Origin of the sequence: Niallia sp. FSL W8-0954 (assembly GCF_038005605.1) — a bacterium.
GTDB lineage: Bacteria > Bacillota > Bacilli > Bacillales > Cytobacillaceae > Niallia > Niallia circulans_A.
Genome location: NZ_JBBOTN010000001.1, coordinates 894,532 through 918,884, shown reverse-complemented (window position 1 = coordinate 918,884; position 24,353 = coordinate 894,532). Strand labels below are relative to the sequence as shown.

Here is a 24,353-nt window from a genome sequence, read left to right as displayed (position 1 = left end):
ATCCAGAAACTTGCTTCTGGATCCTTTTTTTCATCTCTAATTTCCCAATTGCTGAATTTGAAATAGATCGTGATAATGACCTTGCAATTTCATTAGTTCCTCATGTGTACCATCTTCCATAATTTTTCCATGTTCTATTAAAATGATGCGATCGGCATGAGTAATCGTAGATAGACGATGGGCCACAATCAAGGTCGTTCTGTCTTTAGCCAGTTCTTCCAATGATTCTTGAATGGACTGTTCACTTTCCAAGTCTAAAGCAGAAGTAGCCTCGTCCAAAATTAAGATTGGCGGGTTTTTCAAGAATACACGTGCAATTGCTACTCTTTGCTTCTGGCCGCCGCTTAATTTCACGCCTCTTTCGCCCACTTTTGTTTCATACCCTTCTGGAAGCTGGGTGATAAAGTCATGCGCATTGGCAGCTTTAGCAGCGGCAATTACTTCCTCTTCAGTTGCATTAGGCTTTCCTATCATAATATTTTCCCTAATCGATTCACTGAAGAGAATATTTTCTTGCAGAACCATCCCAATTTGATCTCGTAAGGAACGTGCTTGCACATCTCTGATATCTATTCCATCTAAGAGAATTCTTCCTCCTGTTACATCAAAGAATCTTGGAATAAGACTTATCAAGGAAGACTTACCGCCACCGCTCATCCCAACAAATGCTACTGTCTCTCCTTGTTTAATATGTAAGGAAATATTGTCTAATACTTTCGGATCGTTTGTCTCATAAGCAAAGTCCACTTCTTCAAAGGTAATATCTCCTTTTACATTTGTACAAGGAACCGCATTTGGTTTATCTTGGATATCATATTTTTCATCAATTAAATCAAACACCCTGTCCATTGATGCGATAGACTGTGTTAATGTCGTAGAAGAATTCACTAATCTTCTCAATGGATTATATAATCTTTCAATATAAGCAAAAAATGCCATCATCGCTCCTAGCGATAAATCGCCATTCAATACTTGATAGCCTGAATAGGCAATTACAATCAATGGAGAAATATCGGTAATCGTATTGACGACAGCGAACGCTTTCGCATTCCATTTCGTATGATTGACCGCTTTTTCCAAGAAGGTATTATTATACTTTTGGAAATGCTTTTGTTCATGATCTTCTGTTGCAAAGCTTTTAATAACCGAAATTCCTTGGACTCTTTCATGGAGAAAGCTTTGTACGCCTGCTAAAGCTTGGGATCTTTCTCTTGTTAATTTACGTAAATTTCCAAAAAAGTAGCTAACGGAAAGCGCGTAAAACGGCAGTAAAATAATAGAGACAAATGTTAACTTTACATCCATCGTGAACATGATTCCGATTGTAATCAAAATCGTTACGGCATCTAGCCATAAATTCATTAAGCCGGTTAAAATAAAGTTTTTTGTTTGTTCTACGTCATTTATGACACGGGAAATAACTTCCCCTGCACGGGTATTGGAATAATATTTTAGGCTCAATTTTTGCAGATGCATAAAAAGCTGATCTCTAATATCATAAAGAATTTTATTAGAAGTCCATTGAGCGAAATATTGACGATAGTATTCAATCGGTGGTCTCACCACGATAAAAACAATTGTCATAATGATCATGATTGTCCACAGATTGCTCATTTTAGTGGCCTGATCTAAGGCTGAATTGTTAATAATATCATCAATTACATATTTTAATAACAATGGAATTAATAGCGGAATGGCAAATTTCACAATGCCGATAACGATCGTCCCAATGATTTGCCATCGGTATGGCTTTACAAAGGTCATATACCTCTTAATACTGTCCACATATACTCCCCTCTCTATGTTGCATTTGTTCTTTTTCCTTTTTTTGTGTTTGGAAAACTTAATTTTCGCCATTCTGTTAAAAATACTGTGAAAGATAGCGCGTAAACGGTTGAGTGTGGCTGATCTGATCTGTGCGCTTTTGATTTTTGCTGATGCTAAACGGGCACAGAGAAAAGCTCTCTGTTACCTTTTTTCACTTTTTCTTTTGGTTCGGGCATGGAGATCGCTTCTCTTTTCCCTTTTTACACATTTCCTTTTCATTTCGGGCACAGAGCACGCTTCTCTTTTCCCTTTTCACACATTTCCTTTTCATTTCGGGCACAGAGCACGCTTCTCTTTTCCCTTTTCACACATTTCCTTTTCACTTTGGGCACGGAGAGCGCCTCTCTTTTCCCTTCGACTCGCTTTCAAAGCCAAATCGGGCACAGAATCAATCCTCTCTAAAAATCCACTCAATCCCCCAAACCAAAACAGCCCACGAGCCATCAATCTTTGAAAATAATGTCACTCTTAATCGTTTTAATAACAATAGACCATTTTATCACTATTCGCAGCGAATGCATAAGAAAAAAGCCTGCTGAAATTCAACATGCTTTTTTCAGTCATCCATATTAACTTCTGTACGTTAAGTATCTTTCATACCACAAATCAACAAAATCTGGTGCAAAGGGACCTTTTCTTTGTCTTATCCAATGTATTAATTGCGTTACTTGCGTCTTCAAAATACGATCAATGACCTCTGGATATTTCATTTCTTGGCGGTGACGTTCATACTCATCTTCATCTAGTAAATTGAATGTCATATCTGGAAAGATTTTGATGTCCAAATCATAATCAATATACTTAAGTGCCTCTCCATCGTATATAAACGGTGAGCTTAGGTTGCAATAATAATGAATGCCATCTTCTCTAAGCATGCCAATGACATTAAACCATTGTTGGGAATGAAAATAACAGATTGCCGGTTCACGTGTTACCCACGTTCTTCCATCTGATTCCGTAACAATTGTACGATCATTGCCACCTATAATTAAGTTCTGCGTCCCTTTAAGTATTGTTGTTTCGTCCCAGATTCGATGGATGTGCCCATTATGCTTATAACTGTGAATTTGTATTGGTTCACCCTCGATAGGTACGCCCATTTTTATTTCTCCCCTACTTTCTATTTACGGACGCTTTGTAACCTGTTACATACTAAAAGCGATTCATTATTTCCTTTAAGGCAACAAAGTACGATTCCTCTTTTTTCTTATTTCTTATTATAACGGTTCTCTAGTAAATTTAAAACAAAAGAACCATTGAAATTACACAATGGTTTTAAATATTCCATATTTTTATGAACTAGATGATAGTTTCAGCTCATTTTCTTGGTAGACTTTAATGACTTTTTCTGTTTGTAATTCAAAGATTTTTTGTATTTTCTTTAGCTCTTCCTTCATATTGCTGATTTCTATTTGCACTTCTTTTAGTTCTGTTTCTTTTTGGAGAATTTGTAGTTGTTCTTCTATCTCTTCGCATCTTTCTAATTCTCCTTGTAAATAGAGCAGTTTTTCCATAATTCGCATTTGCTCTCCAACTAAACCGTTAAATACATCCATGAAAAAACACATCCTACTCTTCATTTTTAGGTACTGTATTGATTTATATGTTTCATTTTATAAAAAGGGAACGGCCCTTTTTCTATTAACTCTACCTTTTACTATTTCTTCGTATGTATGTTAATTCCTTTGACTACTTCTGTAGACAAAGAAGAAGTTTTGTCGAACATAAAAAAGTTTCTATAACAAAAGCAAAGGGCACTCTCCCGTAAGTGAAGTGCCCTTTGTTTGCATTATTTGCTTGTGTTTTGAGATTTTCTAGATTCAGCTTGTTGATTTTGTTTTCTTACTTCTGAAGCGTTTGTTTCGCTTGCAAATTCAGTACCAAATTGTTGACCTTGGCCTGCTTGAGCGTTTTGTTGTTTTACTTCTTGAATGTTAGTTCCACTTTGTGTAGCACCAGCTTTTTTAGCCATGAATATCACCTCCACGCCTATTAATTTGTCCCAGACGTTTTGTTTCTATCCAAAGTTTTTTATTACCAATAAAATCCAATCCAAGTAAGTATCCGCCGGTAGAACCGGCGGTTTTAATTTCGCCCTATAAGGGCACTTTACCAACGAAGCCCCTAAAGGGACCTCTAAATTGACCGCCAACCGTTTACTCTCCCTACTTATCTTTAAATGGATCGACGTATTCTCGTTTGCTCATATTATCTCGCAAACGGTCCTCTGCTTCTTGCTCTCGTATATACTTTGCAATTGTTTTTTCGTTTAATCCAACCGTACTTACGTAATATCCTTTCGCCCAAAACGTTCGATTTCCATGATTATATTTTAAATTTGCATGTCTATCATGGATCATCAATGAACTTTTACCTTTTAAATATCCCATGAAATACGAAACAGACATTTTCGGTGGTATTTTTACCAGCATGTGTATATGATCTGGCATGGCATGTGCTTCCATTATTTCTACATCTTTCATTTCACATAGTTTTCTCAATATAGCACCTATATCTTTTCTTAATTTCCCATATACTACTTTCCTTCTGTATTTGGGAATAAATACGATATGATACTTACAATTCCATCTTGTATGTGATAAACTATTGTCGCTCGACATGAGCAGAACTCCTCTCGTTATTTGAAGTTGGTTTGACGGCCATCTTCTATTATAACGATTGGAGTTTTTTTCTAATACGACTCTACAAGTTTTATTTTCACACAGGCAGAGCCTGTGGTTTAAAAAGAGTAATAAAAAGAAAAAGGAGTTCTCCTTTATAGGAAATCTCCTTTTTCCGCCAGACAAACCGCTTATACTAACAACGAAATACCGCCATCCACAATAATCGTTTGTCCTCTTATCATGCTTGCATCATCGCTTACTAAGAACATCACTGTATTGACGAGATCTTCCATTTCCACCATTCTGCCTGCCGGTGTTTTTTCAGCTGCCGCTTGAAGCAACTCTTCTCTGTTTGGAAAATGTGTCAATGCCTCAGTATCAACCGCTCCACCTGAAACGGCATTTACTACAATATTTTTTGGTGCTAATTCAACCGCTAAATATCTAGTTAATGCTTCTACAGCAGCTTTACTCACTCCAACCGTTGTATAGTTTTCTAAATAGCGAATCGCTCCTAGAGAGCTGATGCTAACGATTTTTCCACCTTTATCCATTAGCTTCGCTGCTTCTTGCGCACAGAATAATAAGGCTTTACTATTAATATTCATTGTCCAATTCCAATGAGACTCTTCCAATTCCATAATTGGTCGTAATACCCCAGATGCAGCGTTGTTAATAAATACATCCAAACGACCAAACTCTGCTTTTACTTCTGCAAACATCGCCTTTATTTTGTCTACATCTCCAACATTGGCTTTTACTAGAAGCACTTTTCTACCAAGCGCCGTAATTTCGTCAGCAGTTTCTTGCGCTGCCTTTTTGCTTCTTGCATAGTTGATAACAATATCATAGCCTTGTTTGGCTAAGCGAATGGCCGTTGCCTTTCCGATTCCTCTACTGCTGCCTGTAATTAATGCTACTTTGTTTGTCATTCTTATTAATTCCTTTCCCATCCATTTACTTCTCATTTTACCTCTATTCATGCATAGTTCGCAATCAACATCCACACAATAGAGGAGAAAACGGTAAAAGTAAAGGAAGGTATAACCTATGTATGTTGGCAGAGATATAACCAAATTAGCCATGATCGCTAAATCAGATTGGAAAGATGATGAACTTGCCTACTTTCACCACTCCTTGCAGCAAATGACCCCTTATCTCAATAGCGAAGGTGCCAGTATACACCGCAGCATCATAGAGGAAATCGAAAATAGAGGCGGGTTAAAAAGGAACGAAGCTGATTATACACATGGGACAGAAGTAAGCTATGAATAAGAAAGGATGACCACATATGGTCACCCTTTCTTCACTTGCTCTGGTAAAAATTTCAGCATTTTCTGATGAGACACAGGGAATGGGAATGGTGCAATTTCATCCGCATTTACTCTTCTGATATCTTCTTTCTCCTCTTTTAACTCTATTAATTTTCCGCTATATACATTGATGTTCCAGATCAAATGAGAAAAAACATGTTCAATCCTAGTAATCATTTCGCCAACTTCTACTTTAGCCTGATAGTCTTCTAACAGCTTTTCCTCAAGCTGCGCTTTCTCGCTTTTTAACACTTGAACAATTTCCATATTAGGAAACTCCCATAGATTTGCCAGCAATCCTGTATTCGGGCGCCTATGAATCAATGTTCTTCCCTCTTCATCTGTTAAAACGACTGCCGCAAGCTGAATTGACTTTTGTTTCTTCGTTTTTGTCTTTACAGGCAGCTCTGTTACTGTCCCATCCTCAAAAGCATGACAATGCTCTCTTACTGGACAAAGCAGGCACGAAGGAGATGTTGGGGTACAGATTAAGGCACCGAGCTCCATAAGTGCTTGATTGAAAAAGGACGGATTCTCATGCGAGATCAGCACACGTACTGCTTCTTCAAATGTCTTTCTTGTTTTTGGTTTGGCAATATCTTCCCAAATCGAGAGAATCCTCGATAAAACTCTCATTACATTTCCATCAACAGCAGGTTCTGGAACCCCATATGCTATACTCAAAATTGCACCTGCTGTATACGGTCCTACCCCTTTTAAGGACGCAATTTCTTTCGGAGTATCTGGCACTTTGCCCCCATACTTTTCATGCACTTCCTTAACAGCAGCATGTAAATTACGCGCTCTTGAATAATAGCCTAATCCTTCCCAGGCCTTCAGTACTTTTTCTTCTTCAGCCTTCGACAACGCCTCAATGGTTGGAAATTGAGAAATGAATCGGTTAAAATAGGGAATAACCGTATCCACCTTTGTTTGCTGAAGCATGATTTCAGATACCCATACTTTATAGGGATCTTGATCTTGTCTCCATGGCAGCTCCCTTTGTTCCTCTATAAACCAATTCAATAAATCTTCTCTAAACCGCTCGACATCCACTTGATTTTTGATTATTTCTTGCTTATCTGTCACGATTAACCTCCAGATGTTAATTATTAATTTTTTTTGGGAATAACAATATATAGATTTCTTTTACTACTATTGGACATGGTGTGCATCATAGGATGGAATGGGATAGAATGAAAGTAGCACAAAATGATTCACGTTCTTACCAATAGCTAAGTTAAATTGCAATAGTATAAATAAGTAAATTTGCCTCATTTTAAATAGAAGAGCTATTTTTTGATAAAATTACGCGTTTGTCCGATTGTTTGCCAACTTTATTTATTATTTAATAACATTATCCGTATTTTTACATCATGCGAATATATTAACTGTTTGTAGTGTATCTTTTGTTAAGAAAAAAGAAAAGGATATTTTTATTGTAATTATGGTGTTTTCATCCAAATAATTCGGAGAGAAAATCAAGGAGGTTTGGTATTTTGGATACAGGAACTCATATTGTTATGGGAGTTGCACTTGGTGGGTTAGCCACGTTAGACCCAGTTGTTGCTTCTGATCCTGCAACAACTACAGGTGTAATAATCGCCACCATCATCGGCTCACAAATACCAGATATCGATACAGTATTAAAATTAAGAAATAATGCCGTTTATATACGCAACCATCGTGGAGTGACACACTCCATCCCAGCAGTACTTTTGTGGCCCCTACTTATACTTGCTGTCATGTACCCGCTTTTCCCAGAGGCAAATTTGTTCCATTTATGGCTTTGGACATTTATAGCTGTTTTCCTGCATGTGTTTGTCGATATATTTAATGCGTATGGAACGCAGGCTCTACGTCCTTTTACAAATAAATGGGTCGCATTGGGGATTATTAATACATTTGATCCCATCATTTTCTCCATGCATATTGTAGCAATCCTATTCTGGTTATTCGGCGCAGATCCTGGCTATACCTTTTTAACTTTATATATCGTACTGATTGGCTATTACCTTCTGCGGGTATTTACACAACGTCAGGTAAAAATAAATGTGAAAAAAAGAATTCCAGATGCAAAGGAAATCATTTTATCGCCAACCATGAGATATAACCATTGGCGTATCGCTGTGATGACCGACGACTCCTTCTATGTCGGCAGGTCCCATCAGCACGAAATTGAAATCTACGATAAATTCCATCGTATTCCAGTTCCAGATACACCAGTTCTAACCGCAGCTCAAAAAGATAAGAACCTATCTGCTTTCTTATCCTTCTCTCCTGTATTTCGGTGGGAAGTTATCGAGCTGGATGACCAATACCAAGTCCGCTTCATTGATTTACGCTACCGAAGCAATGGACACTATCCATTTGTCGCCGTTGTTCATCTCGATCTAAACTTGAATATCATCACTTCCTACACAGGCTGGATTTTTAGTGAAGATAAGCTGAAAAAGAAACTCGATATTTTAACCAATTAGCATGAAAATGGTCGACCTTTAAAGTCGACCTCTTTTAATGCAATTTCTTTTTATCATCTGCAAGGAATTCTTTATATTTTGGGTTTTCTGCTACAAATTCATGAAGCTTTCCACCGTAGTTCTCAATCCACTGACTAACAACTCGTTCCGTTACTTCTTCTCCCTGATATTTACGACCTGCTTTAGCATAGGTTGACTCAAAATCTTCCCATAATAATTCCACCCATGTTTGTGCTTGGCCTACTGAAATAAACGAATTAAGCTCCAACAGCCGCTCCACTAATTTCTTCTGTGCTTCATGCATTATTTTATTCCTTCTTTCTTTTTTGTATTTACTAATAGATTGCAGGTGATTAACAAATACTATCCATTGTAATAAACAAAGTTGAAGTTTATTACCTTTGACTTAGTTGATTCTTTGGAGGTATGACGATGGGAAATGTAGATAATACAAATGATGTTAAGCTTGAGGGAGAACCGAGAGCAAAAACAGAATATGCTTCGAAAAGAGCCAATGGCACAATCAATACACATCCTCAAGAGAGAATGCATGCTTCCTCACATCGCAAACCAAAAAAATAAACAGATCTTTATTCTGTAGGAAAGAGGGAGAGACCATCTTTTGGTCCCTCCACTCTTTTCCTTATGCTTTCTTCTTTAATAATGCGATTGGAATCCCCTCTGCTTGGCTTCCATCTACTTGTCGCTTTCCCCACGCAAAAACGCCGTTCATATAATCGATTTGAAAAAGAACTCCTGGATCGCCTTCTATTTCATATATTTCATTAGCTTTATAATCTTTAGGATTTAATAAATACGATTTGGCAAGAACTGCTTTTCTTTCTAAAACAGCATATTCATTAACCATACCAAGCTGCTCAGCTTTTTTTGCTTGATCATTTAAAGTGGATATTTCCATACGGAGCTCATGTTCTGTCATCATGCTATATCTTTTTGTCAGCATTTATATTCCCCTCCACTACCAACTAGTTTAATAAAAATCCTCAGAATCGGCAAAAAATTAGCTTTCATTTCTAATAAAGTTTGTTGTTAACACTACACTGATAACTAATTAGTCTTCATTTTCTATTTCGTCTAAATACTGTTCGATAAGATCCATAGAGAATCCTTTACGGTATAAGAACTGCTTCATTTTTTGCTTGAATTCATATCCAGTGAACTTGGCAAATTTTCTTCTTGCCTTCTCCCCATGGATACGAACGGTTTCTAATTCATCTGTATCCATTTCCACAATCTCCGGCATCCTTTTTACTTGTTGGATAATATCAGAGGTATATCCCTTTCTAACAAGAGTCTGCTCTAATTTCTGGATGATAATCTTCTTAGAGTCCTTTTTCTTGCCAGCCAAAAACTTCGCAACAATTTTCTTCGCTGCTTGCATTTGGTCCTCATAAGAAAGCTCCTCCATCGAACGTTCGATTAATTCCCGCTGGATCCCTTTTTCCCTTAATTCTCGTTTAATCGTTTCTGCTCCTTTGGTTGTCGTATTCCGTTGAGTGCGAACATAGGAAAAAGCGTAATCTTCATCATCGATGAATTTCATTTCCTTTAACTTTGTCATTACCTCTGCTATCAATGCATCATTTTCCATTTTAGCGGAAAGATGCTTCCTTACTTCCATTTCCGTTCTTTTTACCTTAGACAAATACCGAACGGCCATATGGTATCCTTTTCTTATTTCATCTGTATATTGGATTTCATTTAATAAGAGCGAATCTAGCTCCATCCCTTTTCGCAGCTTATATTTAATTAGGACTGTTTCATCGACGCTAAATGCATACACATCTTTTCCCTGTTTCAGGGTAAAAATATTATAACGGTCATTCAATTCCTTCTGTCTTGTTATTTTGCTTATAATCATTCTAATCACCACATTATCTATTTTTCGCCTTCTCTAAATCATCTAATGCGAACTTTATCTATTTCAAATGTAGCACATAAAAGGTGGAAAGACATACTTTTGCCTCTCCACTAATTTACCTTCGCATTTTGAATCTAATTTATATAACTAGGGAAGAATAAAGAACATAATAGAAAAAATGGAAAGGATTGTTGTGATATGGAAGGCAAGAAAAAGCAAAAACCAAAACACACACTATCTAGCATGCAAGCCGTAACCTATCAACATGAATTCAAAATGGCTGATCGAGCAGCTAATAGAAAAGATACTAAATAACCGTTTAGAGGAAGAGATGATTCATCTCATTCTCTTTCTCTACCACTTTTTTAAAACCCTTACATTTTTGTGGATAACCAAAACCTAATTCTGTTGATAATGTGGATAACCCTGTGGAATACTTTATTTTCAGGATTTATCTTGTTAGTAATTAAGTTGATAACCTCTCCATTTTTCCACAGTCACTATTGTGATTATTTTCTGAAAAAAAACATCAAAAGGCTTCCCTGTTCTTATACCTAATTTGTTTTAGTTTTTTCACTAGAAATAATGCTGAAAGAGTATTTTATTTCCCCATCTACCATTCTAAAAACAAAGAACCACTTAATCACTGCAGAAATTAAGTGGTCCATCATGATTTATTTCACTTTCATGGCCCGTTTTCGTTTAACTAAGGATATACTTAAGCCCGCAGCCAATAGGAATAATCCTCCGATTATCCAATTATATTCGTTTGTTGCAGTGTTCGGTAATGCTTTCCCTGTGTTGTCAGTCTGCGGATTTTCAGCACTTGGCTTATCTGTTCCCGGCTTTTCTGCTCCTGACTTATCTGCTCCCGTCTCTTCTGTTCCTGGCTTTTCTGCTCCCGGCTCTTCTGTTCCTGGCTTTTCTGCTCCCGGCTCTTCTGTTCCTGGCTCTTCTGCTCCTGGCTCTTCTACTACTGGATTTTCAAAAAGTGATTGGATTTCTGTTTCTGTAAGAACAAGTCCATCATATACGCGTACTTCATCCATTAAACCTTTAAAGGGCATGTCCCAATAGTTTACACCTAAACTAAATTGGGCATTAACGGTTGTAAAGACATCTGGAAAATTCCCATCAGAAAATTTTTCCTCTCCATTAATGTAAACCTTTGCCTCTCCTTCATTTACCGTAAATCCGAAATGTGTCCATTCATTTTTGGGGATTATAGAGTCAGATACCGCATCATACCATTGGTCACCATTATGGGACCATACCTTTGTCACATTCTGTGCATTCGGCACAAGACTAATCCAATTATTCTCTGTTCTCGCACCGAAGAAAGTCGTTGTAAATTCCGTGATTTCTTCCGGTTTTATCCAAAGTGATAGGGAATACTTATTACTTGCAATTAAACCATCTGCCAATTTAAGTCCAGATTCTCCGTTAAATTTAGCAGCATTCCCTGCAATACCCTTTGCAAACGTAACTTCCCCGCCTGTATTGTGAATGCGATCACCTGTTACTATTGCATCGGCTTGATTACCAGATCGATCTGCAAACCCATCATTAAAGTCATAATAGGCAGTTAATCTCCCTTCCTCTTCTGCTAATACATGAACCATTACAGACAATGATTCTTTCGCATCCCCTAAAGTAATAGTTGCTGTTAATTTTACATCAGCATTTTCAGAACCAAATGGCGGTCTTGTTACAATCCCATCATTGGAAATGATTTCTGGCTGTGAAGATACCCAGACAATGGCTGTACCTTGTGCTGCTTGAGTTGGCAAGGAGATATCCTTGATTACCTCGGTCGGAATGGCCTTAATTAGTTCCGCTTTCACACTTGCTACCACTTCTTGGTTTGATTTACTATCCCCACGACTCCCCCAAATTACCACTCCTTCACCAGACATGGCACTAAAGGTCATCACCCATTTCGCGGTCGCAGGATCATATTGACGAATAAATACGCCATCATATATTTGCCCTTCTATCTCAACTTCCACTCTGTAATCATCGTATAGCTTCCATGTCCCACTTACAGCACCGGAAACTGTCTTATCTGCATTTAATTTAATCCATTGCGATTCTGTTAATTTCCCCGTAATTTCTTTGCCGTGATTGATATACTTATAATCACCAACAATATCTTTCTCAGACACAGTCTCTATTGTTTCACCCGCATATTGAAATGGAGTTGGCACTGGCCATTTCTCCTTGTTTTTAAAGGTTTGATGGACACGCACTTGATGCAGTTCTCCTTGTTGAGGGAATCGAGCATGTGTCACAATAAACTCTTTGCCAAGTTCTTCTTCTATCAAAAAAGAATTATGTCCTGGTGACATATAGCCTGTTCCTATCCCACTGCCATCTTCTCCAAAATCTCTTTTAAACAAGAAATTTCCCATCATTTTATTCCCAATTTCTTTATGATCATCATTGCTCGGGAAATTTCCTGGACCTAAATTAAAGCTTTCTGGAAAAACAGCAGCATTGCCAGATGCGTCTTCATACGGTCCATCAATCTTTTTTGATCTGAACTGCCTCATTTGATAACCACCGTCAGAAGCTAATCCACCGTACGTAATGTAAAGATAGTAATACCCTGTTTCCTTATCGTAGACAGCATATGTTCCTTCCCCAGATCTTCCATATCCTCCAGCAATCTTCGTACCGAAATATCGATCAACTATTCTGCCATCCGAGGTTTTTCCATCCTTTCTAGGATAAATGGGTACACCAGTTTTCTTATCTAGCGGCAAAATAAACGTTCCACCTGACCAGGAACCATATGTCATCCATAAATCTCCATTCTCATCATAGAGAATATTTGCATCAATCGCATTCGTATAAAGGGCGTTATTATAATTTCCCTCACTTGTAAACCAATCTGGATTTACATTATCTAAAGTACCGTCTGCAATCAACTCTGCGATATTCGTATTTTCCCAATGTTTATTAATCACACTCTTATTATCAGTCGTTTCATAATTGGTAAAACCAGAATATATAATAGTATCCCTATAATCATAAGGTCCCTCTATATTTTTCGATACAGCAATGCCTATCGCTGAACGAATATAGGTAGAAGAGACACTATAATACAACATATAAGCTCCCTTTGAACCATCATCCCAAGCATAATCTTTATTCCAAAAAATATCAGGAGCCCATACAGAATAGCCCCCAGTGCTATCTGCATCATTTTCCCCTGCCCATTTAAAAGACTCTGCAAGATTTTCAGACAAATTCCCATAGATTGGATTATTTTCTGGCGTTTGATATTCACTTGTCACCAGAGAAGTCCAATTCATTAAGTCCGTTGATTTGGCTGCTGCTATATGTGATCCAAAAACATAATAAGAGCCATTATCCCCTTTAATGATGGACGGGTCGTGAACGGAAACATGCTGAAATTCGATCGAATCATCTTGAGAGCCTTCTGCCTTTACCTGTTTCTCCTTTACATAAGGCCATGGAAATAGTACGATTATGACCAACAAAAAAAATAGCCATTTTTTTATCACACACTTCACCGTTTCATTCTCCCCTTCACTGCGTTAGTTTGTAAACGCATACATTTCTATCCATAATAAATCCCATCTTATCTACATTTTTTGATAGGAAGTCTCGTGGTGTACAGAACCAAAGTGAACGTTCAAATTTTTTATGTAAAATGGGGTACAATATGGATGCCTTTCGATGATACTAACATTTAATTAACCACATTAAATTAACTTTTTTATTAATTATATTCCCACTCCTTTCTTAGCTTCCAGCTTACACTACTCTCCATTAGCTTACTATATCCCCACTTCTTAAACAATATAAAAAGTCGCATTTTAGAGAAACTTCATAGATTTAAAGATGCTAATCTACTTACTACCCTATGTTTATCTCCCCTAATAAGTACTATTTTTAAATTACAAAAATAAACGATAAGTGTTTTTCACCTCACCTTAATTAACATAATTATTAATTAAAATAAGATAAAACCACCCTCATCGGTAGAAGCGTTATGTTTCCTCTGATATTGGAAAAACAAGATTATTACATTCCTATTATCCAGGAAAAATTCGACAAAACGCATTCATTCTTCCAATATTCCCCTTTAAAGTAGCTGAAAATTCCCTCTTGTTTCAAGTAAGCAATTTCGGGAAAATAGAATTAACTAATACTTTTATTTAAATAGGCAGACTCTAATTTGTACGTTTTGATTAGGCTCGTGCTATAATTAATAAATAGTATTAATTTTGTAAAAATGTTAAAGGAGATCTGTTTATGACAAAATTCACTGGCTACATTGGCACATATACAAAAAAGACTAGTAAAGGTATTTATTCATTTGTATTAGACACAGAAGCGAAAAAAATCACAGATGTTTCTCTAGTGGCTGAAATTGAAAACCCTACCTATTTAACGGTTACAAACGATAATCAGCATTTATTCGCTGTCGGTAAAGAAGGCTCTTTAGGTGGTGTTTCTGCTTACTCTATTCATTCAGATGGCAGTCTTGCCCTTATTAACAGCGAATATTCGGAAGGAGCATCTCCTTGCCATGTAAGTGTAAATGCAGACAAAACGCTTGTTCTTTCTGCAAACTATCATAAAGGAACTGCCGAATCCTATCCGGTACATACAGATGGCTCATTAAGCAGTGCTGCATCTATCATCGAGCATACAGGGACAGGCCCAAATCCAGCTCGCCAAGAAAAACCTCATATGCATTTTGCTGGATTCAGTCCTAATGATCAATATGCTGTTTCTGTTGATTTAGGAACAGACCGAGTAGATACGTACAAGCTTGTTGATGGAAAGCTAGAAGAAGTCAGCAGTTTATCCGTTAAACCTGGAAGTGGTCCAAGACATATTGCCTTCCATCCTAATGGCAAATTTGCTTATGTCATGACAGAATTAAGCAATGAAGTCATTGCATTATCTTTTAATGCTGAAACTGGAGCATTCGAGGAATTACAATACATCTCTACACTACCAATTGATTTTACGGAAAATAGCCAAGGAAGTGCTATCCATCTTTCTTCAGACGGAAACTATGTTTATGCAGGAAATCGCGGTCATAATTCAATTGCGATTTTCCAAGTAAATGGGGAAACTGGTCAATTAACCTTTATTGACAGAACTTCAACAGAAGGAAACTGGCCGAGAGATTTCGTTCTAGATCCAACAGAACAATTCTTGCTTGCATCCAATGAACAATCAGATACCCTTACTTTATTTGAAAGAGATACAGTTACTGGAAAACTAACTTTATTGCAATCAGAGATAGAAGCACCAGAACCAGTATGTGTAAAATTCTTAAATAATTAATTCAGTCATAAAAAAGGAGAAGGTCTCATAAAAAGCCTTCTCCTTTTTCTCTATCCTTATGCTAAGTAAGCTTCCTGCACTTGTTTATTGGTAATCAACTCTGCTCCTGTTCCTTCTAATACAATTTCTCCTGTTTGAATGACATACCCTCTACTGGCAATTTGCAATGCTTGAAAGGCATTCTGTTCTACTAATAAAATTGTCATTCCTTGGTTATTGAGTTCTTTAATAATTTCAAAGATTTGCTCGACAATAATTGGCGCAAGTCCCATTGATGGTTCATCCAACATTAGTACTTCTGGCTGCATCATAAGCGCTCGCCCTATTGCCAGCATTTGCTGCTCGCCACCACTCATGGTTCCTCCTTTTTGCTCGACTCTTTCTTTTAATCTCGGAAAATACTCAAATACTTTTTGCATTCTTGCTTCCATTAATTGTTTATCCTTTACAGCAAAAGCGCCAATTAATAGATTTTCTCGTACAGATAGCTTAGGAAAAATCCGCCTTCCTTCTGGCACTTGGGAAATCCCTAAAACGGCTGTCTTATGGGCTGCTACATTAGCAATATCTTTTCCATTAAAAAGAATACTGCCTTTTTTGATTGGAACCTGCCCGCTAATAGATTTAAGAGTCGTCGATTTGCCAGCACCATTACTTCCAATGAGGGTAACGATCTCTCCTTTATCAACATGTAAACTAATTCCTTTTAATGCCTGAATTCCTCCATACCAAGCTTCTATATCCGTTAATTCAAGTATCTTTTCCATGCTGCTTCCCCCTTTAAGCAAGTGATACTGCTCCTTTTCCTAAATAGGCTTCAATTACTTTCGGATTGGAACGTATCTCTTCCGGACCACCTTCTGCAATTTTTTCTCCATGATCCAATACGATGATATGGTTTGAAATTTCCATCACCAGCTTCATATCATGTTCAATTAAAATAATGGTCAAATCATATTTCTTACACATATCTTGAATTAAACCAGTTAATAGACTTGTTTCCTTCGGGTTCATACCAGCAGCAGGCTCATCTAATAATAAAACGCTAGGCTTTGTAGCTAGAGCACGAGCAATTTCTAATCTCCGTTGTGCTCCATATGATAAATTTGCCGCTGCTTCATTTAATAGATCAGCAAGCCCAACATATTCTAATAGGCGATATGCCTCTTTCATTGCTTTCTCTTCCTCCTGTTTAGCCTTTGACAATTGAAGCAATGTCCCAACCAAGCTGCCTTTGATATGGTTATGCATTCCGACCATGACATTTTCCAATACGGTAATATCACTGAAAAGGCGGATATTCTGAAAAGTTCTGGAAATTCCTTGTTTCGCTACGACATGCGGCTTAAGCCCGGCAATTGTTTTTCCGTCAAGGAGAATTTCCCCAGATGTCGGTTTATACACCCCTGTTATCATATTGAAAAAAGTCGTTTTTCCCGCTCCATTCGGTCCTATTACCGCTGTGATGGAATTCCTCTCGACAGACATATCAATATTGGAATTCGCAACAAGTCCACCAAACTTTTTCGTTAGTCCTTTCACTTCGAGTATATTCATTTGTGCCCCTCCTTAAGCAATATAGTAGACTCCTGCTTTTCTGCTATGCTCTCTTTTAATTTCTTGGCATTAACCTTTTTATTTTTTGCCGGTATTAATCCTTGTGGACGATATAAGGTCATAATAATTAAAAGGGCACCGAAGATAAATCTTTGCATTTTTGCTGGAGATAAGGCATCAGGAATAGTGGTTACTTGGCTTAGCCACCCCGTTAACTCGGTTAGCACCTGTAAGTTTAATATCGTTACAACTGCCGCTCCTAGAATAACACCTGGCACACTTCCCATTCCTCCAAGGATGACCATAACAAGAATGGTCGTAGATTCTAAGTAAGTGAAACTTGTTGGATCCACAAACATTTGCTTTGCGGCAAACACAACTCCCATCATTCCGGAAAAGGATGCCCCAATAGCAAATGCCGTCAACTTTGTTTTTACAAGGGGAATTCCCATCGCTTGTGCAGCAATCTCATTTTCTCTGACCGCCTTCCAAGAACGGCCTAATTTTGTATGTTCCATTCTAGTCACAGCATAAATTACAATAATAAACATAACTAGCACAATATAATAGAATTGGTTCGGCTGTGACAAAGTAATACCAAATAATTCAGGCTGTTGAATACTTGGCAGCCCCATCGCTCCATTCGTGATATTTACTGGCTTATCTAAGTTATTAAATACAATCCGGATTATTTCCCCAAAACCTAATGTAACAATAGCCAAATAATCTCCTTTTACTCTTAATACTGGAATCCCTAATAAAACCCCAAATAGAGCAGCTACAAATAAACCAATGATAATAAAAAACCAAAAGCTATTTCCGGACAATGGATATGTTCCAAAGGGCATGAAGTTATTCGCTTGTGCTGTCGCAAACACGCCATATGTGTAGGCGCCAACAGCAAAGAAAGCAACAAATCCTAAATCAAGCAACCCTGCAAGACCAACAACGATATTCAGCCCTAAAGCCATACAAACATAAATCCCTACCATAGTTGCTACTTCCATATATGCTTGATAGGATGGCCCTTGACTAGCTGAAATCGGGAGAACAATCACTAAAATAAGTAAAGCAATTCCCCACTTCATTTTATTTCCGAGATTCATATAATATAGGAGTAATAGCGATAGCAATAATAGTAAAAAGGCAATCACTGATTTTTGCGAGAAAGCCAATGCAGCAGTTGTCACCAATACATAAGCAAAGAAAAGAATAATTTGGGCAACTTTATTTGTTTGGATGGTTTTAATCATGTTAGCCATCTTTTCCACCTACACTTTCTCTGCTACGGCTTTGCCAAATAAGCCTTCTGGTTTAAAAATAAGGACGATAATCAATATGGCAAATGCAACAACATCTTTATATTCTGCTCCCATAATCCCGCCTGTGATAACCGACAGATTCGCTGCGGTGAACATTTCAATCAGTCCAATTAACATACCGCCGAGCATTGCTCCGCGTATATTGCCAATTCCGCCTAAAACTGCGGCAGTAAAAGCTTTAAGTCCTAGTATAAATCCAATGTACGGATCGATTGTTCCATATTGAACAGCAAATAATACACCAGTGGCGCCGCCTAAAGCAGATCCTACAAAGAAAGTGACAGAGATAACCTTATTCACATTAATAGACATTAAAGATGCCGTGTCTCTATCTTGCGCCACAGCTCTCATCGCCATGCCCCACTTTGTTTTGTTAACAAAAAAATCTAATCCTACCATCAAAATAACGGCTACTATAATAACAACTAAAAACGAGCTTTTAAAACTTGCAGCATGAGAACCGAAAACAGATCCGATATTTATTTTGTCAGAAAATAGATTAGGCGAAGTAATTATGTAATTCCCTTTGAATAATTCTGTAATGAAACGAACGATATCCTGTAGTAAAAAGGAGATACCAATAGCTGAGATAAGAGCAATTAACTTTGGTGCTTTTCGCAGTGGACGATAAGCGACTCTTTCGATTCCCATTCCTAAAAAACCTGTGATGAGACTAGTAATTAGGAGCATGACAATTAAGGAAAGTACAGCAGGCAGCATCGAAGTCCATCCTAGACTTGTTAAAGTAATTAAGATGGCCGTGCCAATGAATGCACCTGACATAAATATTTCCCCATGAGCAAAATTTATCAATTCTAATATTCCATAAACCATTGTGTATCCCAATGCAATAACGGCATACACCGCTCCTAATGTTAATCCATCAATTAAAACTTGCGGTAATGTTTGTAAAATTTCAGTTAGCATTCTCTTCCCCACACTTTTGATTTAATGGTTTTAGTAGATAGAGTTTAACCGCATAAGATGAAAGATTTCCCGCTACGGTTACTCAACAGATTCTTTCTATTGACGAAATCACCATATATGCTGATTTCTATCTACTAAATAGCTAAGATTAATATCCGGCATTTAGTTCTTTGCAAATAAAAAGGACGGTTGATATCCATGTCCTTTTTATTTACTCGTTTATTGGCTAATTTCTCCATCTAATGTAGCTGGGTATTTGGCTTCATCAAACTTATAAATAAAGATTTTTGCGAATTTATTATCTCCTTTCTCATCAAATCCAACTTCTGTCACTACCCCTCTGTAATCTTGTGTAGCACGCACAGCTTTGGTAACCTCTTCACGAGTTGGTAATTTGTTATCATTCTCTTTAATTGCTTTTTCAATGCCTGCTAATAAAACTGCTGCAGAGTCGTATGCATAGGCAGAATAGGACTCTATGTTTTTGCTGAATGCTGCTTTATAATCTTCAGCAAATTTCGTTCCTTCTTCTGATTGGGTTGTATCACCGGCAACGGAAGTAATGAAGGTATTTTTCACAGCATCTCCTGCGATTTCAACAAAAGTAGATGAGTCTAAACCGTCTCCACCCATGAATGGGATATCTAATCCTTTTTCACGTGCTTGCTTTACCAAAATTCCCCCTTCTGCATAAAGGCCACCGTAATAGATTAGATCAGGTTTTTTAGAGGCTACTTGGTTTAAAACACCGTTAAAGTCTTTTTCACCAACGGTAATTCCCTCATAACCAACAACTTCAGCTCCTAAATCTTCCGCTGCTTCTTTAAAGGCATCTGCTAGACCTGAACCATAAGCTGTTTTATCTTGAACAACAAAAATTTTCTTTGCCCCTAAAGTTTCCACAGCATATTGTGCCCCAGCAGGACCTTGAAAATCATCGCGAGCAACAACACGGCTCACTGTTTTTAAACCGCGATCCGTATAGTCAGTGGCTGTACTTGCCGGAGATACACTTACAAGATTATTTTTTTCATAAACTTCAGATGCTGGAATGGAAACACCTGAGTTTAAGTGACCGACTACCCCTAATACAGATTTATCCGCAACCACTAAGTTAGCATTAGCAACCCCTTTTTTCGGATCTCCCTGATCATCCTGTGCATCTAATTTAAGTTCGAATCCTAATTCAGCAAACTTATCCTTTTGTTGATCAATAGCCAGCTGCGCTCCTAATTTAATTGCTTCCCCTAATGTAGCGCTGCCTCCAGAAAGTGGTGATTGTGTAACAATTTTAATTACTTTTTTGTCTCCTGAATCCCCTGAATCCGAGTTTGTGTTTGAAGCACAACCACTCATAAATCCTAAAGCTAATGTTGCAGTCATCGCGAAAGAAAGTACTTTTTTGGATAACATAATATGCCCCCTATCATTGTCTTTTTATCTATGAAACGACAGGATATTTTCCCAATTGCTCCTGTTCCATGTTTGGATTATAATCTTCTTCTAGACAAGTGTCTTTCATATTGTCAGAAAATTTAACAGTATATTTTTCTGAAAAGTTAATATATTCTGAAGCTTTTCTTCGTACTTCGAAATGATTAGGAATGATTGGTTGTTCCGCATATTGGACATTTGTTGGGGGGAAATTTAATTTAGTTTGAGGATTGGATGAGAGAAAAGATAGCAAATGATTGGGCATTACTTTCTAATATGGGGAGGTTGAGTGGAGATCATTCGCTTTGTGGGTGTGGTGGAAACGGGGTAGTTTCGTTGTCAAATTGTCTATTTTATCGTTTTATTAGTGATTTTTTAGCATTTTTTCTGAGATTAATAGAATTCTACACTCAAATTGAATGTAGAGGGTCTGAGTTTGGCTGATATCAGCCAAACTTTTCGACTTATCAGCCAAACTCTACGGCTTATCAGCCAAACTCTTCGACTTATCAGCCAAACTTTCGACTTATCAGCCAAACTCCTCGACTTATCAGCCAAACTCTCGACTTATCAGCCAAACTACTGATTTATCAGCCAAACTACTGACTTATCAGCCAATCTCTACAACTTATCAGCCAATCTCTACAACTTATCAGCCAATCTCTACAACTTATCAGCCAAACTTTACGACTTATCAGCCAAACTTTCGACTTATCAGCCAAACTACCGATTTATCAGCCAAACTTTCGACTTATCAGCCAAACTCTCGACTTATCAGCCAAACTACCGATTTATCAGCCAAATTACCGATTTATCAGCCAAACTACTGATTTATCAGCCAAACTACCGATTTATCAGCCAAACTCTCGCCAATATCAGCCAAACTCTCGACTTATCAGCCAATCTCCTCGACTTATCAGCCAAACCAGGGTCAACTTATCCCCAAGGCATATCTGTACTAATAACACTTGCAAATGCCTTACTATGTTCTCTTCTATCTTTACGTATTTTTACGCGTTGTTCTGCTGTGTTATAAAGCATGGTCTCTTCCTCGGACTGGGGGATTACTTTAGGAACCCGTCTTGGCTTGCCGTTCTCATCTAATGCAACAAAGGTTAAAAAAGATGTAGCAGCGAGCTTTCTTTCCCCTGTTTTTAAATTTTCTGCTATTACCTTCACAAAAACTTCCATCGATGATTTTCCTGTATGTGTTACATAGGATTCTAAACATACAGAATCTGTCGGGCGAATAGGAAACAGGAAATCAACGGAGTCCGTTGAAGCTGTGACTACATCGCTTCTTGAATGTCTCGATGCAGAAATAGAGGCCACATCATCTATATAACTCATCAGTTTCCCTCCAAATAAGGAATTATGGTTATTTGTATCAATTGGGAATATTCGGCTTGTTTTTACTACTAATGATTCCTTGCAATATTTTTCTTCTTGAACTGTCATTCCGAACAGCCCCCTTTTTTTAAGTAAGTATTGGAAATTGTAATAGAAATATTGTAGATCTACCATCTGAATTTTGTAAAGATAAATATCCTCCCTGTGCTTTGGCGAGCAGAAGACTATATGGCAATCCTAAGCCGATCCCACGCTCGATATCTTTCTTATTTTTCCCTCGATAAAATCGTTCAAAAATATAAGCTTGTTCTTCTTTTGGTATGCCATAGCCATTATCTTCAACTAAAATTTTGATGTTCTGGTCATCATGGGTTAATCGGATTGTTATTTTTCCACCCTGCTTCCCCTTGATTGCATGTAAGCTATTATTTAATAAATTTACGATAATTTGTTGAAAACGAACACTATCAAGCATGGTAAAAATCGGCTTTTCTGGATTTATAAAGGTAAGTTTCGCAGAGGACAAAGACTCCGTATGGACAATTTCCCATTGATAAATAATTTCTTTTAAAGTCGCCTGTACATTCAGCTTTTCCTTATTCACTTTAATTGAACCAGCACTAAAGCTATTAAAATCTAGTAAATCCTCTACCATGCTTTGCAGTCTGCCAGCTTCTTTTAAACTCATCGATAAAAATTGGCTTTTCTTCTTTTCTGGAATGACATTGTCATTGACAGCTTGAATTAAAGCACTGATAGAGGTGATCGGTGTTTTTAATTCATGGGTAACTCCTGCGAGCAATTGTGTCCGTAAACTTTCCAATGCATAGAGGCGCTTAGTCATTTCGTTAAAAGACAGCATCAATTGGTATAACTCTTTTTCCTGCACTTCTTCATTTAATGTAATGTGATAGTTACCATTCATTAATTGTTGAGCAGCGTTGGCAACCTCTTCAACCGGCTTTGCCATCTTTTTAGATAAAGAATAAATAACGAACCAGCCTAGCAGCGCCAAACTAAGAAGCAACAATCCCAGTAATTGATATTCTTCCTTATTTAAATGCTGCAGTTGATTATGCGGCTGAATGATATAGACTGAACCTGTTGGCGTCCCATCCTTTAGAATAGGGGCTATGACAACTGATGCTTTTTGATTATTCCAGAGCGTGACCTTTTTAATCGTTAATTCACTGACTAAGGGCAAAGACTCAATTAGCTGCTGTTTTTCGCGAGAATCTGGTGGGAAGTTCTGATTCATAGAGCGGATATTACCGGCAGCATCTTTTAGAAAAACATCTAGTGGCTGCCCTTCATTGATAAACTTCTGTCTATCCTGCAAAAATGGCAGACGAATATCCTTCAATCTGCCTTCTACCATTTCATTAGCATGCTCCGCTATTTCCTGGGCAACTAATTTTGTTAATTCTAAGCGATTTTCCAAAGCATTATGGCGAATCCACAAAATTGAAATAATCCCGATAATCAAAAGTCCTCCACATAATGTCAGCAAATATCTTTTTGTCCAATAATAGAGAAGAGGCGTTTTTTCTTTATTGTTTTTCCTGAATATAAAATTGATAGCCCAATCCGCGTAATGTTTTAATTTCGCCATCTTTTGGATCCCACCCATTTAATAATTTCCTTATTCTTTTAATCGCTAGATCAACCGCCCGATCACTTCCATCATAGTCATTTCCCCATACATGATCCAGAAGCTGATCCCTTGTAAATGTTTGATTTGGATTGCTTGCTAAAAAGAGAAAGACAGAAAGATCTCGCGGAGTGAAGGGAACCTCAATTCCATTAAGAAAAACTTGATGGGAGACATAATTTATTTTTAAATCGCCATAGTATTTCACTCGCTCATCTTCTTGATAATGGGAGGATCTTCTTAGTACCGCTTGGACACGGGCGATGACTTCCTCCCCTACAAACGGCTTGGTAATATAATCATCCGCTCCATTTTCAAACCCTTTTAGTTTTTGCTCTGTATCTGATAAAGCTGTAAGCATAATAACAGGACATGCCGATTTCTTACGAATAAACGAAAGGACGCTCCAGCCATCTACATATGGCATCATAATATCTAATAGAATAAGGGCAGGAGTTTCTTCCTCTAGCTTCCGTAAAGCCTCTTCTCCATTATAAGCATAATCTACATCATAGCCTGCATTTTCTAAATAAGCTCCTAAAACCATAGAAATTGCTAGTTCATCTTCCACAATTAGAATTTTTCTCATCATTTTTTCCTTATGCTTTATTTTTTCCTAATGAAACTCATTATACCTATTATTGTCAGAAGAAAA

25 protein-coding genes are annotated in these 24,353 nt (G+C 37.5%); 6 read left to right on the top strand and 19 right to left on the bottom strand.

The features are described from left to right. Nucleotides 1-36 precede the first annotated feature (36 nt). From NX902_RS04465 to fabL, 6 genes are all read right to left on the bottom strand, one after another. Nucleotides 37-1,785, bottom strand: a complete 1,749-nt coding sequence (locus tag NX902_RS04465) for an ABC transporter ATP-binding protein (RefSeq protein ID WP_341160571.1) — start codon at nucleotides 1,783-1,785, stop codon at nucleotides 37-39. Nucleotides 1,786-2,396: 611 nt separating this feature from the next. Further along, nucleotides 2,397-2,927 carry a nucleoside tri-diphosphate phosphatase gene (gene ntdP / locus NX902_RS04460; protein ID WP_047944913.1) on the bottom strand — a complete coding sequence of 177 codons (531 nt, stop codon included), beginning with the start codon at nucleotides 2,925-2,927 and terminating at the stop codon, nucleotides 2,397-2,399. A gap of 192 nt (nucleotides 2,928-3,119) precedes the next feature. Continuing rightward, entirely contained in the window at nucleotides 3,120-3,383 is a 264-nt protein-coding gene (locus tag NX902_RS04455) for a YgaB family protein (RefSeq protein ID WP_095330990.1), read from the bottom strand. 233 nt (nucleotides 3,384-3,616) lie between these two features. Further along, nucleotides 3,617-3,799, bottom strand: a complete 183-nt coding sequence (locus tag NX902_RS04450; RefSeq protein ID WP_047944917.1) for a gamma-type small acid-soluble spore protein — start codon at nucleotides 3,797-3,799, stop codon at nucleotides 3,617-3,619. Nucleotides 3,800-3,992: 193 nt separating this feature from the next. Continuing rightward, nucleotides 3,993-4,448, bottom strand: coding sequence for an IS200/IS605 family transposase (tnpA, locus tag NX902_RS04445; protein WP_095330205.1), 456 nt, complete (start codon nucleotides 4,446-4,448; stop codon nucleotides 3,993-3,995). A 191-nt stretch (nucleotides 4,449-4,639) separates the two neighbouring features. Further along, nucleotides 4,640-5,383, bottom strand: coding sequence for an enoyl-[acyl-carrier-protein] reductase FabL (fabL, locus tag NX902_RS04440; RefSeq protein WP_095330999.1), 744 nt, complete (start codon nucleotides 5,381-5,383; stop codon nucleotides 4,640-4,642). Between the two features lie 118 nt (nucleotides 5,384-5,501). On the opposite strand from fabL, the gene NX902_RS04435 reads away from it, so the two are divergent. Then, complete coding sequence (locus NX902_RS04435; RefSeq protein WP_095330987.1) at nucleotides 5,502-5,726, top strand: hypothetical protein; 225 nt, start codon at nucleotides 5,502-5,504, stop codon at nucleotides 5,724-5,726. Nucleotides 5,727-5,746: 20 nt separating this feature from the next. On the opposite strand, the gene mutY is transcribed toward NX902_RS04435, so the two are convergent. Further along, the gene (gene mutY, locus NX902_RS04430; RefSeq protein WP_095330985.1) at nucleotides 5,747-6,853 is read right to left on the bottom strand and encodes an A/G-specific adenine glycosylase; all 1,107 of its coding nucleotides are present in this window, start codon (nucleotides 6,851-6,853) and stop codon (nucleotides 5,747-5,749) included. A 410-nt stretch (nucleotides 6,854-7,263) separates the two neighbouring features. On the opposite strand from mutY, the gene NX902_RS04425 reads away from it, so the two are divergent. Beyond that, nucleotides 7,264-8,244, top strand: a complete 981-nt coding sequence (locus NX902_RS04425; protein WP_095330983.1) for a metal-dependent hydrolase — start codon at nucleotides 7,264-7,266, stop codon at nucleotides 8,242-8,244. Nucleotides 8,245-8,278: 34 nt separating this feature from the next. Here NX902_RS04425 and NX902_RS04420 read toward each other — a convergent pair whose 3' ends face one another. Beyond that, the gene (locus tag NX902_RS04420) at nucleotides 8,279-8,548 is read right to left on the bottom strand and encodes a YfhJ family protein (RefSeq protein WP_095330981.1); all 270 of its coding nucleotides are present in this window, start codon (nucleotides 8,546-8,548) and stop codon (nucleotides 8,279-8,281) included. Between the two features lie 128 nt (nucleotides 8,549-8,676). Here NX902_RS04420 and NX902_RS04415 point away from each other — a divergent pair, with 128 nt between their 5' ends. Continuing rightward, complete coding sequence (locus tag NX902_RS04415) at nucleotides 8,677-8,826, top strand: small, acid-soluble spore protein K (RefSeq protein WP_047944925.1); 150 nt, start codon at nucleotides 8,677-8,679, stop codon at nucleotides 8,824-8,826. A gap of 61 nt (nucleotides 8,827-8,887) precedes the next feature. On the opposite strand, the gene NX902_RS04410 is transcribed toward NX902_RS04415, so the two are convergent. Both NX902_RS04410 and recX read right to left on the bottom strand, forming a co-directional pair. Continuing rightward, on the bottom strand, nucleotides 8,888-9,208 hold the full coding sequence (locus NX902_RS04410; protein ID WP_095330979.1) for a YfhH family protein: 321 nt from the start codon (nucleotides 9,206-9,208) through the stop codon (nucleotides 8,888-8,890). 108 nt (nucleotides 9,209-9,316) lie between these two features. After that, nucleotides 9,317-10,126, bottom strand: a complete 810-nt coding sequence (gene recX / locus NX902_RS04405; protein WP_095330977.1) for a recombination regulator RecX — start codon at nucleotides 10,124-10,126, stop codon at nucleotides 9,317-9,319. 198 nt (nucleotides 10,127-10,324) lie between these two features. Between recX and NX902_RS04400 the strand changes: the two genes are divergently transcribed. Further along, on the top strand, nucleotides 10,325-10,441 hold the full coding sequence (locus tag NX902_RS04400; protein ID WP_082138460.1) for a YfhE family protein: 117 nt from the start codon (nucleotides 10,325-10,327) through the stop codon (nucleotides 10,439-10,441). A 359-nt stretch (nucleotides 10,442-10,800) separates the two neighbouring features. Here NX902_RS04400 and NX902_RS04395 read toward each other — a convergent pair whose 3' ends face one another. Then, the gene (locus NX902_RS04395; RefSeq protein WP_341160570.1) at nucleotides 10,801-13,665 is read right to left on the bottom strand and encodes a lipocalin-like domain-containing protein; all 2,865 of its coding nucleotides are present in this window, start codon (nucleotides 13,663-13,665) and stop codon (nucleotides 10,801-10,803) included. Between the two features lie 745 nt (nucleotides 13,666-14,410). Here NX902_RS04395 and NX902_RS04390 point away from each other — a divergent pair. After that, nucleotides 14,411-15,457: a lactonase family protein gene (locus NX902_RS04390; RefSeq protein WP_144580315.1), complete on the top strand. Its 1,047-nt coding sequence runs from the start codon at nucleotides 14,411-14,413 to the stop codon at nucleotides 15,455-15,457. A 56-nt stretch (nucleotides 15,458-15,513) separates the two neighbouring features. Here the strand turns inward: NX902_RS04390 and NX902_RS04385 are convergent, their stop codons facing one another. The 5 genes from NX902_RS04385 to NX902_RS04365 all read right to left on the bottom strand — a co-directional run bounded on the left by NX902_RS04385 (nucleotide 15,514) and on the right by NX902_RS04365 (nucleotide 20,676). Next, nucleotides 15,514-16,224 (bottom strand): ABC transporter ATP-binding protein, encoded by a 711-nt coding sequence (locus NX902_RS04385; protein ID WP_095330971.1) that lies wholly within the window; start codon nucleotides 16,222-16,224, stop codon nucleotides 15,514-15,516. A 13-nt stretch (nucleotides 16,225-16,237) separates the two neighbouring features. Next, entirely contained in the window at nucleotides 16,238-17,014 is a 777-nt protein-coding gene (locus NX902_RS04380; protein ID WP_171509333.1) for an ABC transporter ATP-binding protein, read from the bottom strand. Beyond that, complete coding sequence (locus tag NX902_RS04375; RefSeq protein ID WP_095330969.1) at nucleotides 17,011-18,276, bottom strand: branched-chain amino acid ABC transporter permease; 1,266 nt, start codon at nucleotides 18,274-18,276, stop codon at nucleotides 17,011-17,013. The genes NX902_RS04380 and NX902_RS04375 overlap by 4 nt, the downstream gene beginning before the upstream one ends. Nucleotides 18,277-18,285: 9 nt before the next feature. Continuing rightward, nucleotides 18,286-19,263 carry a branched-chain amino acid ABC transporter permease gene (locus NX902_RS04370; protein ID WP_047944649.1) on the bottom strand — a complete coding sequence of 326 codons (978 nt, stop codon included), beginning with the start codon at nucleotides 19,261-19,263 and terminating at the stop codon, nucleotides 18,286-18,288. Between the two features lie 219 nt (nucleotides 19,264-19,482). Then, nucleotides 19,483-20,676 (bottom strand): branched-chain amino acid ABC transporter substrate-binding protein, encoded by a 1,194-nt coding sequence (locus NX902_RS04365; RefSeq protein ID WP_171509332.1) that lies wholly within the window; start codon nucleotides 20,674-20,676, stop codon nucleotides 19,483-19,485. A gap of 457 nt (nucleotides 20,677-21,133) precedes the next feature. On the opposite strand from NX902_RS04365, the gene NX902_RS04360 reads away from it, so the two are divergent. Continuing rightward, nucleotides 21,134-21,283, top strand: coding sequence for a hypothetical protein (locus NX902_RS04360; RefSeq protein ID WP_171509331.1), 150 nt, complete (start codon nucleotides 21,134-21,136; stop codon nucleotides 21,281-21,283). Nucleotides 21,284-21,633: 350 nt separating this feature from the next. On the opposite strand, the gene NX902_RS04355 is transcribed toward NX902_RS04360, so the two are convergent. The 3 genes from NX902_RS04355 to NX902_RS04345 are packed head-to-tail and all read right to left on the bottom strand — an operon-like array spanning nucleotide 21,634 to nucleotide 24,287. Continuing rightward, nucleotides 21,634-22,155 (bottom strand): acyl-CoA thioesterase, encoded by a 522-nt coding sequence (locus NX902_RS04355; protein ID WP_047944652.1) that lies wholly within the window; start codon nucleotides 22,153-22,155, stop codon nucleotides 21,634-21,636. 19 nt (nucleotides 22,156-22,174) lie between these two features. Continuing rightward, the gene (locus NX902_RS04350; RefSeq protein ID WP_176474219.1) at nucleotides 22,175-23,659 is read right to left on the bottom strand and encodes a HAMP domain-containing sensor histidine kinase; all 1,485 of its coding nucleotides are present in this window, start codon (nucleotides 23,657-23,659) and stop codon (nucleotides 22,175-22,177) included. Beyond that, entirely contained in the window at nucleotides 23,598-24,287 is a 690-nt protein-coding gene (locus NX902_RS04345; RefSeq protein ID WP_095330959.1) for a response regulator transcription factor, read from the bottom strand. The genes NX902_RS04350 and NX902_RS04345 overlap by 62 nt, the downstream gene beginning before the upstream one ends. Nucleotides 24,288-24,353: the final 66 nt, after the last annotated feature.

Excerpts from the sequence above, each read along its gene's own strand:
- ntdP (WP_047944913.1), bottom strand. The coding sequence starts at position 2,927 with ATGGGCGTACCTATCGAGGGTGAACCAATACAAATTCACAGTTATAAG.
- NX902_RS04455 (WP_095330990.1), bottom strand. The coding sequence starts at position 3,383 with ATGGATGTATTTAACGGTTTAGTTGGAGAGCAAATGCGAATTATGGAA.
- NX902_RS04450 (WP_047944917.1), bottom strand. The coding sequence starts at position 3,799 with ATGGCTAAAAAAGCTGGTGCTACACAAAGTGGAACTAACATTCAAGAA.
- tnpA (WP_095330205.1), bottom strand. The coding sequence starts at position 4,448 with ATGTCGAGCGACAATAGTTTATCACATACAAGATGGAATTGTAAGTAT.
- fabL (WP_095330999.1), bottom strand. The coding sequence starts at position 5,383 with ATGACAAACAAAGTAGCATTAATTACAGGCAGCAGTAGAGGAATCGGA.
- NX902_RS04435 (WP_095330987.1), top strand. The coding sequence starts at position 5,502 with ATGTATGTTGGCAGAGATATAACCAAATTAGCCATGATCGCTAAATCA.
- NX902_RS04420 (WP_095330981.1), bottom strand. The coding sequence starts at position 8,548 with ATGCATGAAGCACAGAAGAAATTAGTGGAGCGGCTGTTGGAGCTTAAT.
- NX902_RS04415 (WP_047944925.1), top strand. The coding sequence starts at position 8,677 with ATGGGAAATGTAGATAATACAAATGATGTTAAGCTTGAGGGAGAACCG.
- NX902_RS04410 (WP_095330979.1), bottom strand. The coding sequence starts at position 9,208 with ATGCTGACAAAAAGATATAGCATGATGACAGAACATGAGCTCCGTATG.
- recX (WP_095330977.1), bottom strand. The coding sequence starts at position 10,126 with ATGATTATAAGCAAAATAACAAGACAGAAGGAATTGAATGACCGTTAT.
- NX902_RS04400 (WP_082138460.1), top strand. The coding sequence starts at position 10,325 with ATGGAAGGCAAGAAAAAGCAAAAACCAAAACACACACTATCTAGCATG.
- NX902_RS04390 (WP_144580315.1), top strand. The coding sequence starts at position 14,411 with ATGACAAAATTCACTGGCTACATTGGCACATATACAAAAAAGACTAGT.
- NX902_RS04385 (WP_095330971.1), bottom strand. The coding sequence starts at position 16,224 with ATGGAAAAGATACTTGAATTAACGGATATAGAAGCTTGGTATGGAGGA.
- NX902_RS04380 (WP_171509333.1), bottom strand. The coding sequence starts at position 17,014 with ATGAATATACTCGAAGTGAAAGGACTAACGAAAAAGTTTGGTGGACTT.
- NX902_RS04375 (WP_095330969.1), bottom strand. The coding sequence starts at position 18,276 with ATGGCTAACATGATTAAAACCATCCAAACAAATAAAGTTGCCCAAATT.
- NX902_RS04370 (WP_047944649.1), bottom strand. The coding sequence starts at position 19,263 with ATGCTAACTGAAATTTTACAAACATTACCGCAAGTTTTAATTGATGGA.
- NX902_RS04365 (WP_171509332.1), bottom strand. The coding sequence starts at position 20,676 with ATGTTATCCAAAAAAGTACTTTCTTTCGCGATGACTGCAACATTAGCT.
- NX902_RS04355 (WP_047944652.1), bottom strand. The coding sequence starts at position 22,155 with ATGACAGTTCAAGAAGAAAAATATTGCAAGGAATCATTAGTAGTAAAA.
- NX902_RS04350 (WP_176474219.1), bottom strand. The coding sequence starts at position 23,659 with ATGGCGAAATTAAAACATTACGCGGATTGGGCTATCAATTTTATATTC.
- NX902_RS04345 (WP_095330959.1), bottom strand. The coding sequence starts at position 24,287 with ATGAGAAAAATTCTAATTGTGGAAGATGAACTAGCAATTTCTATGGTT.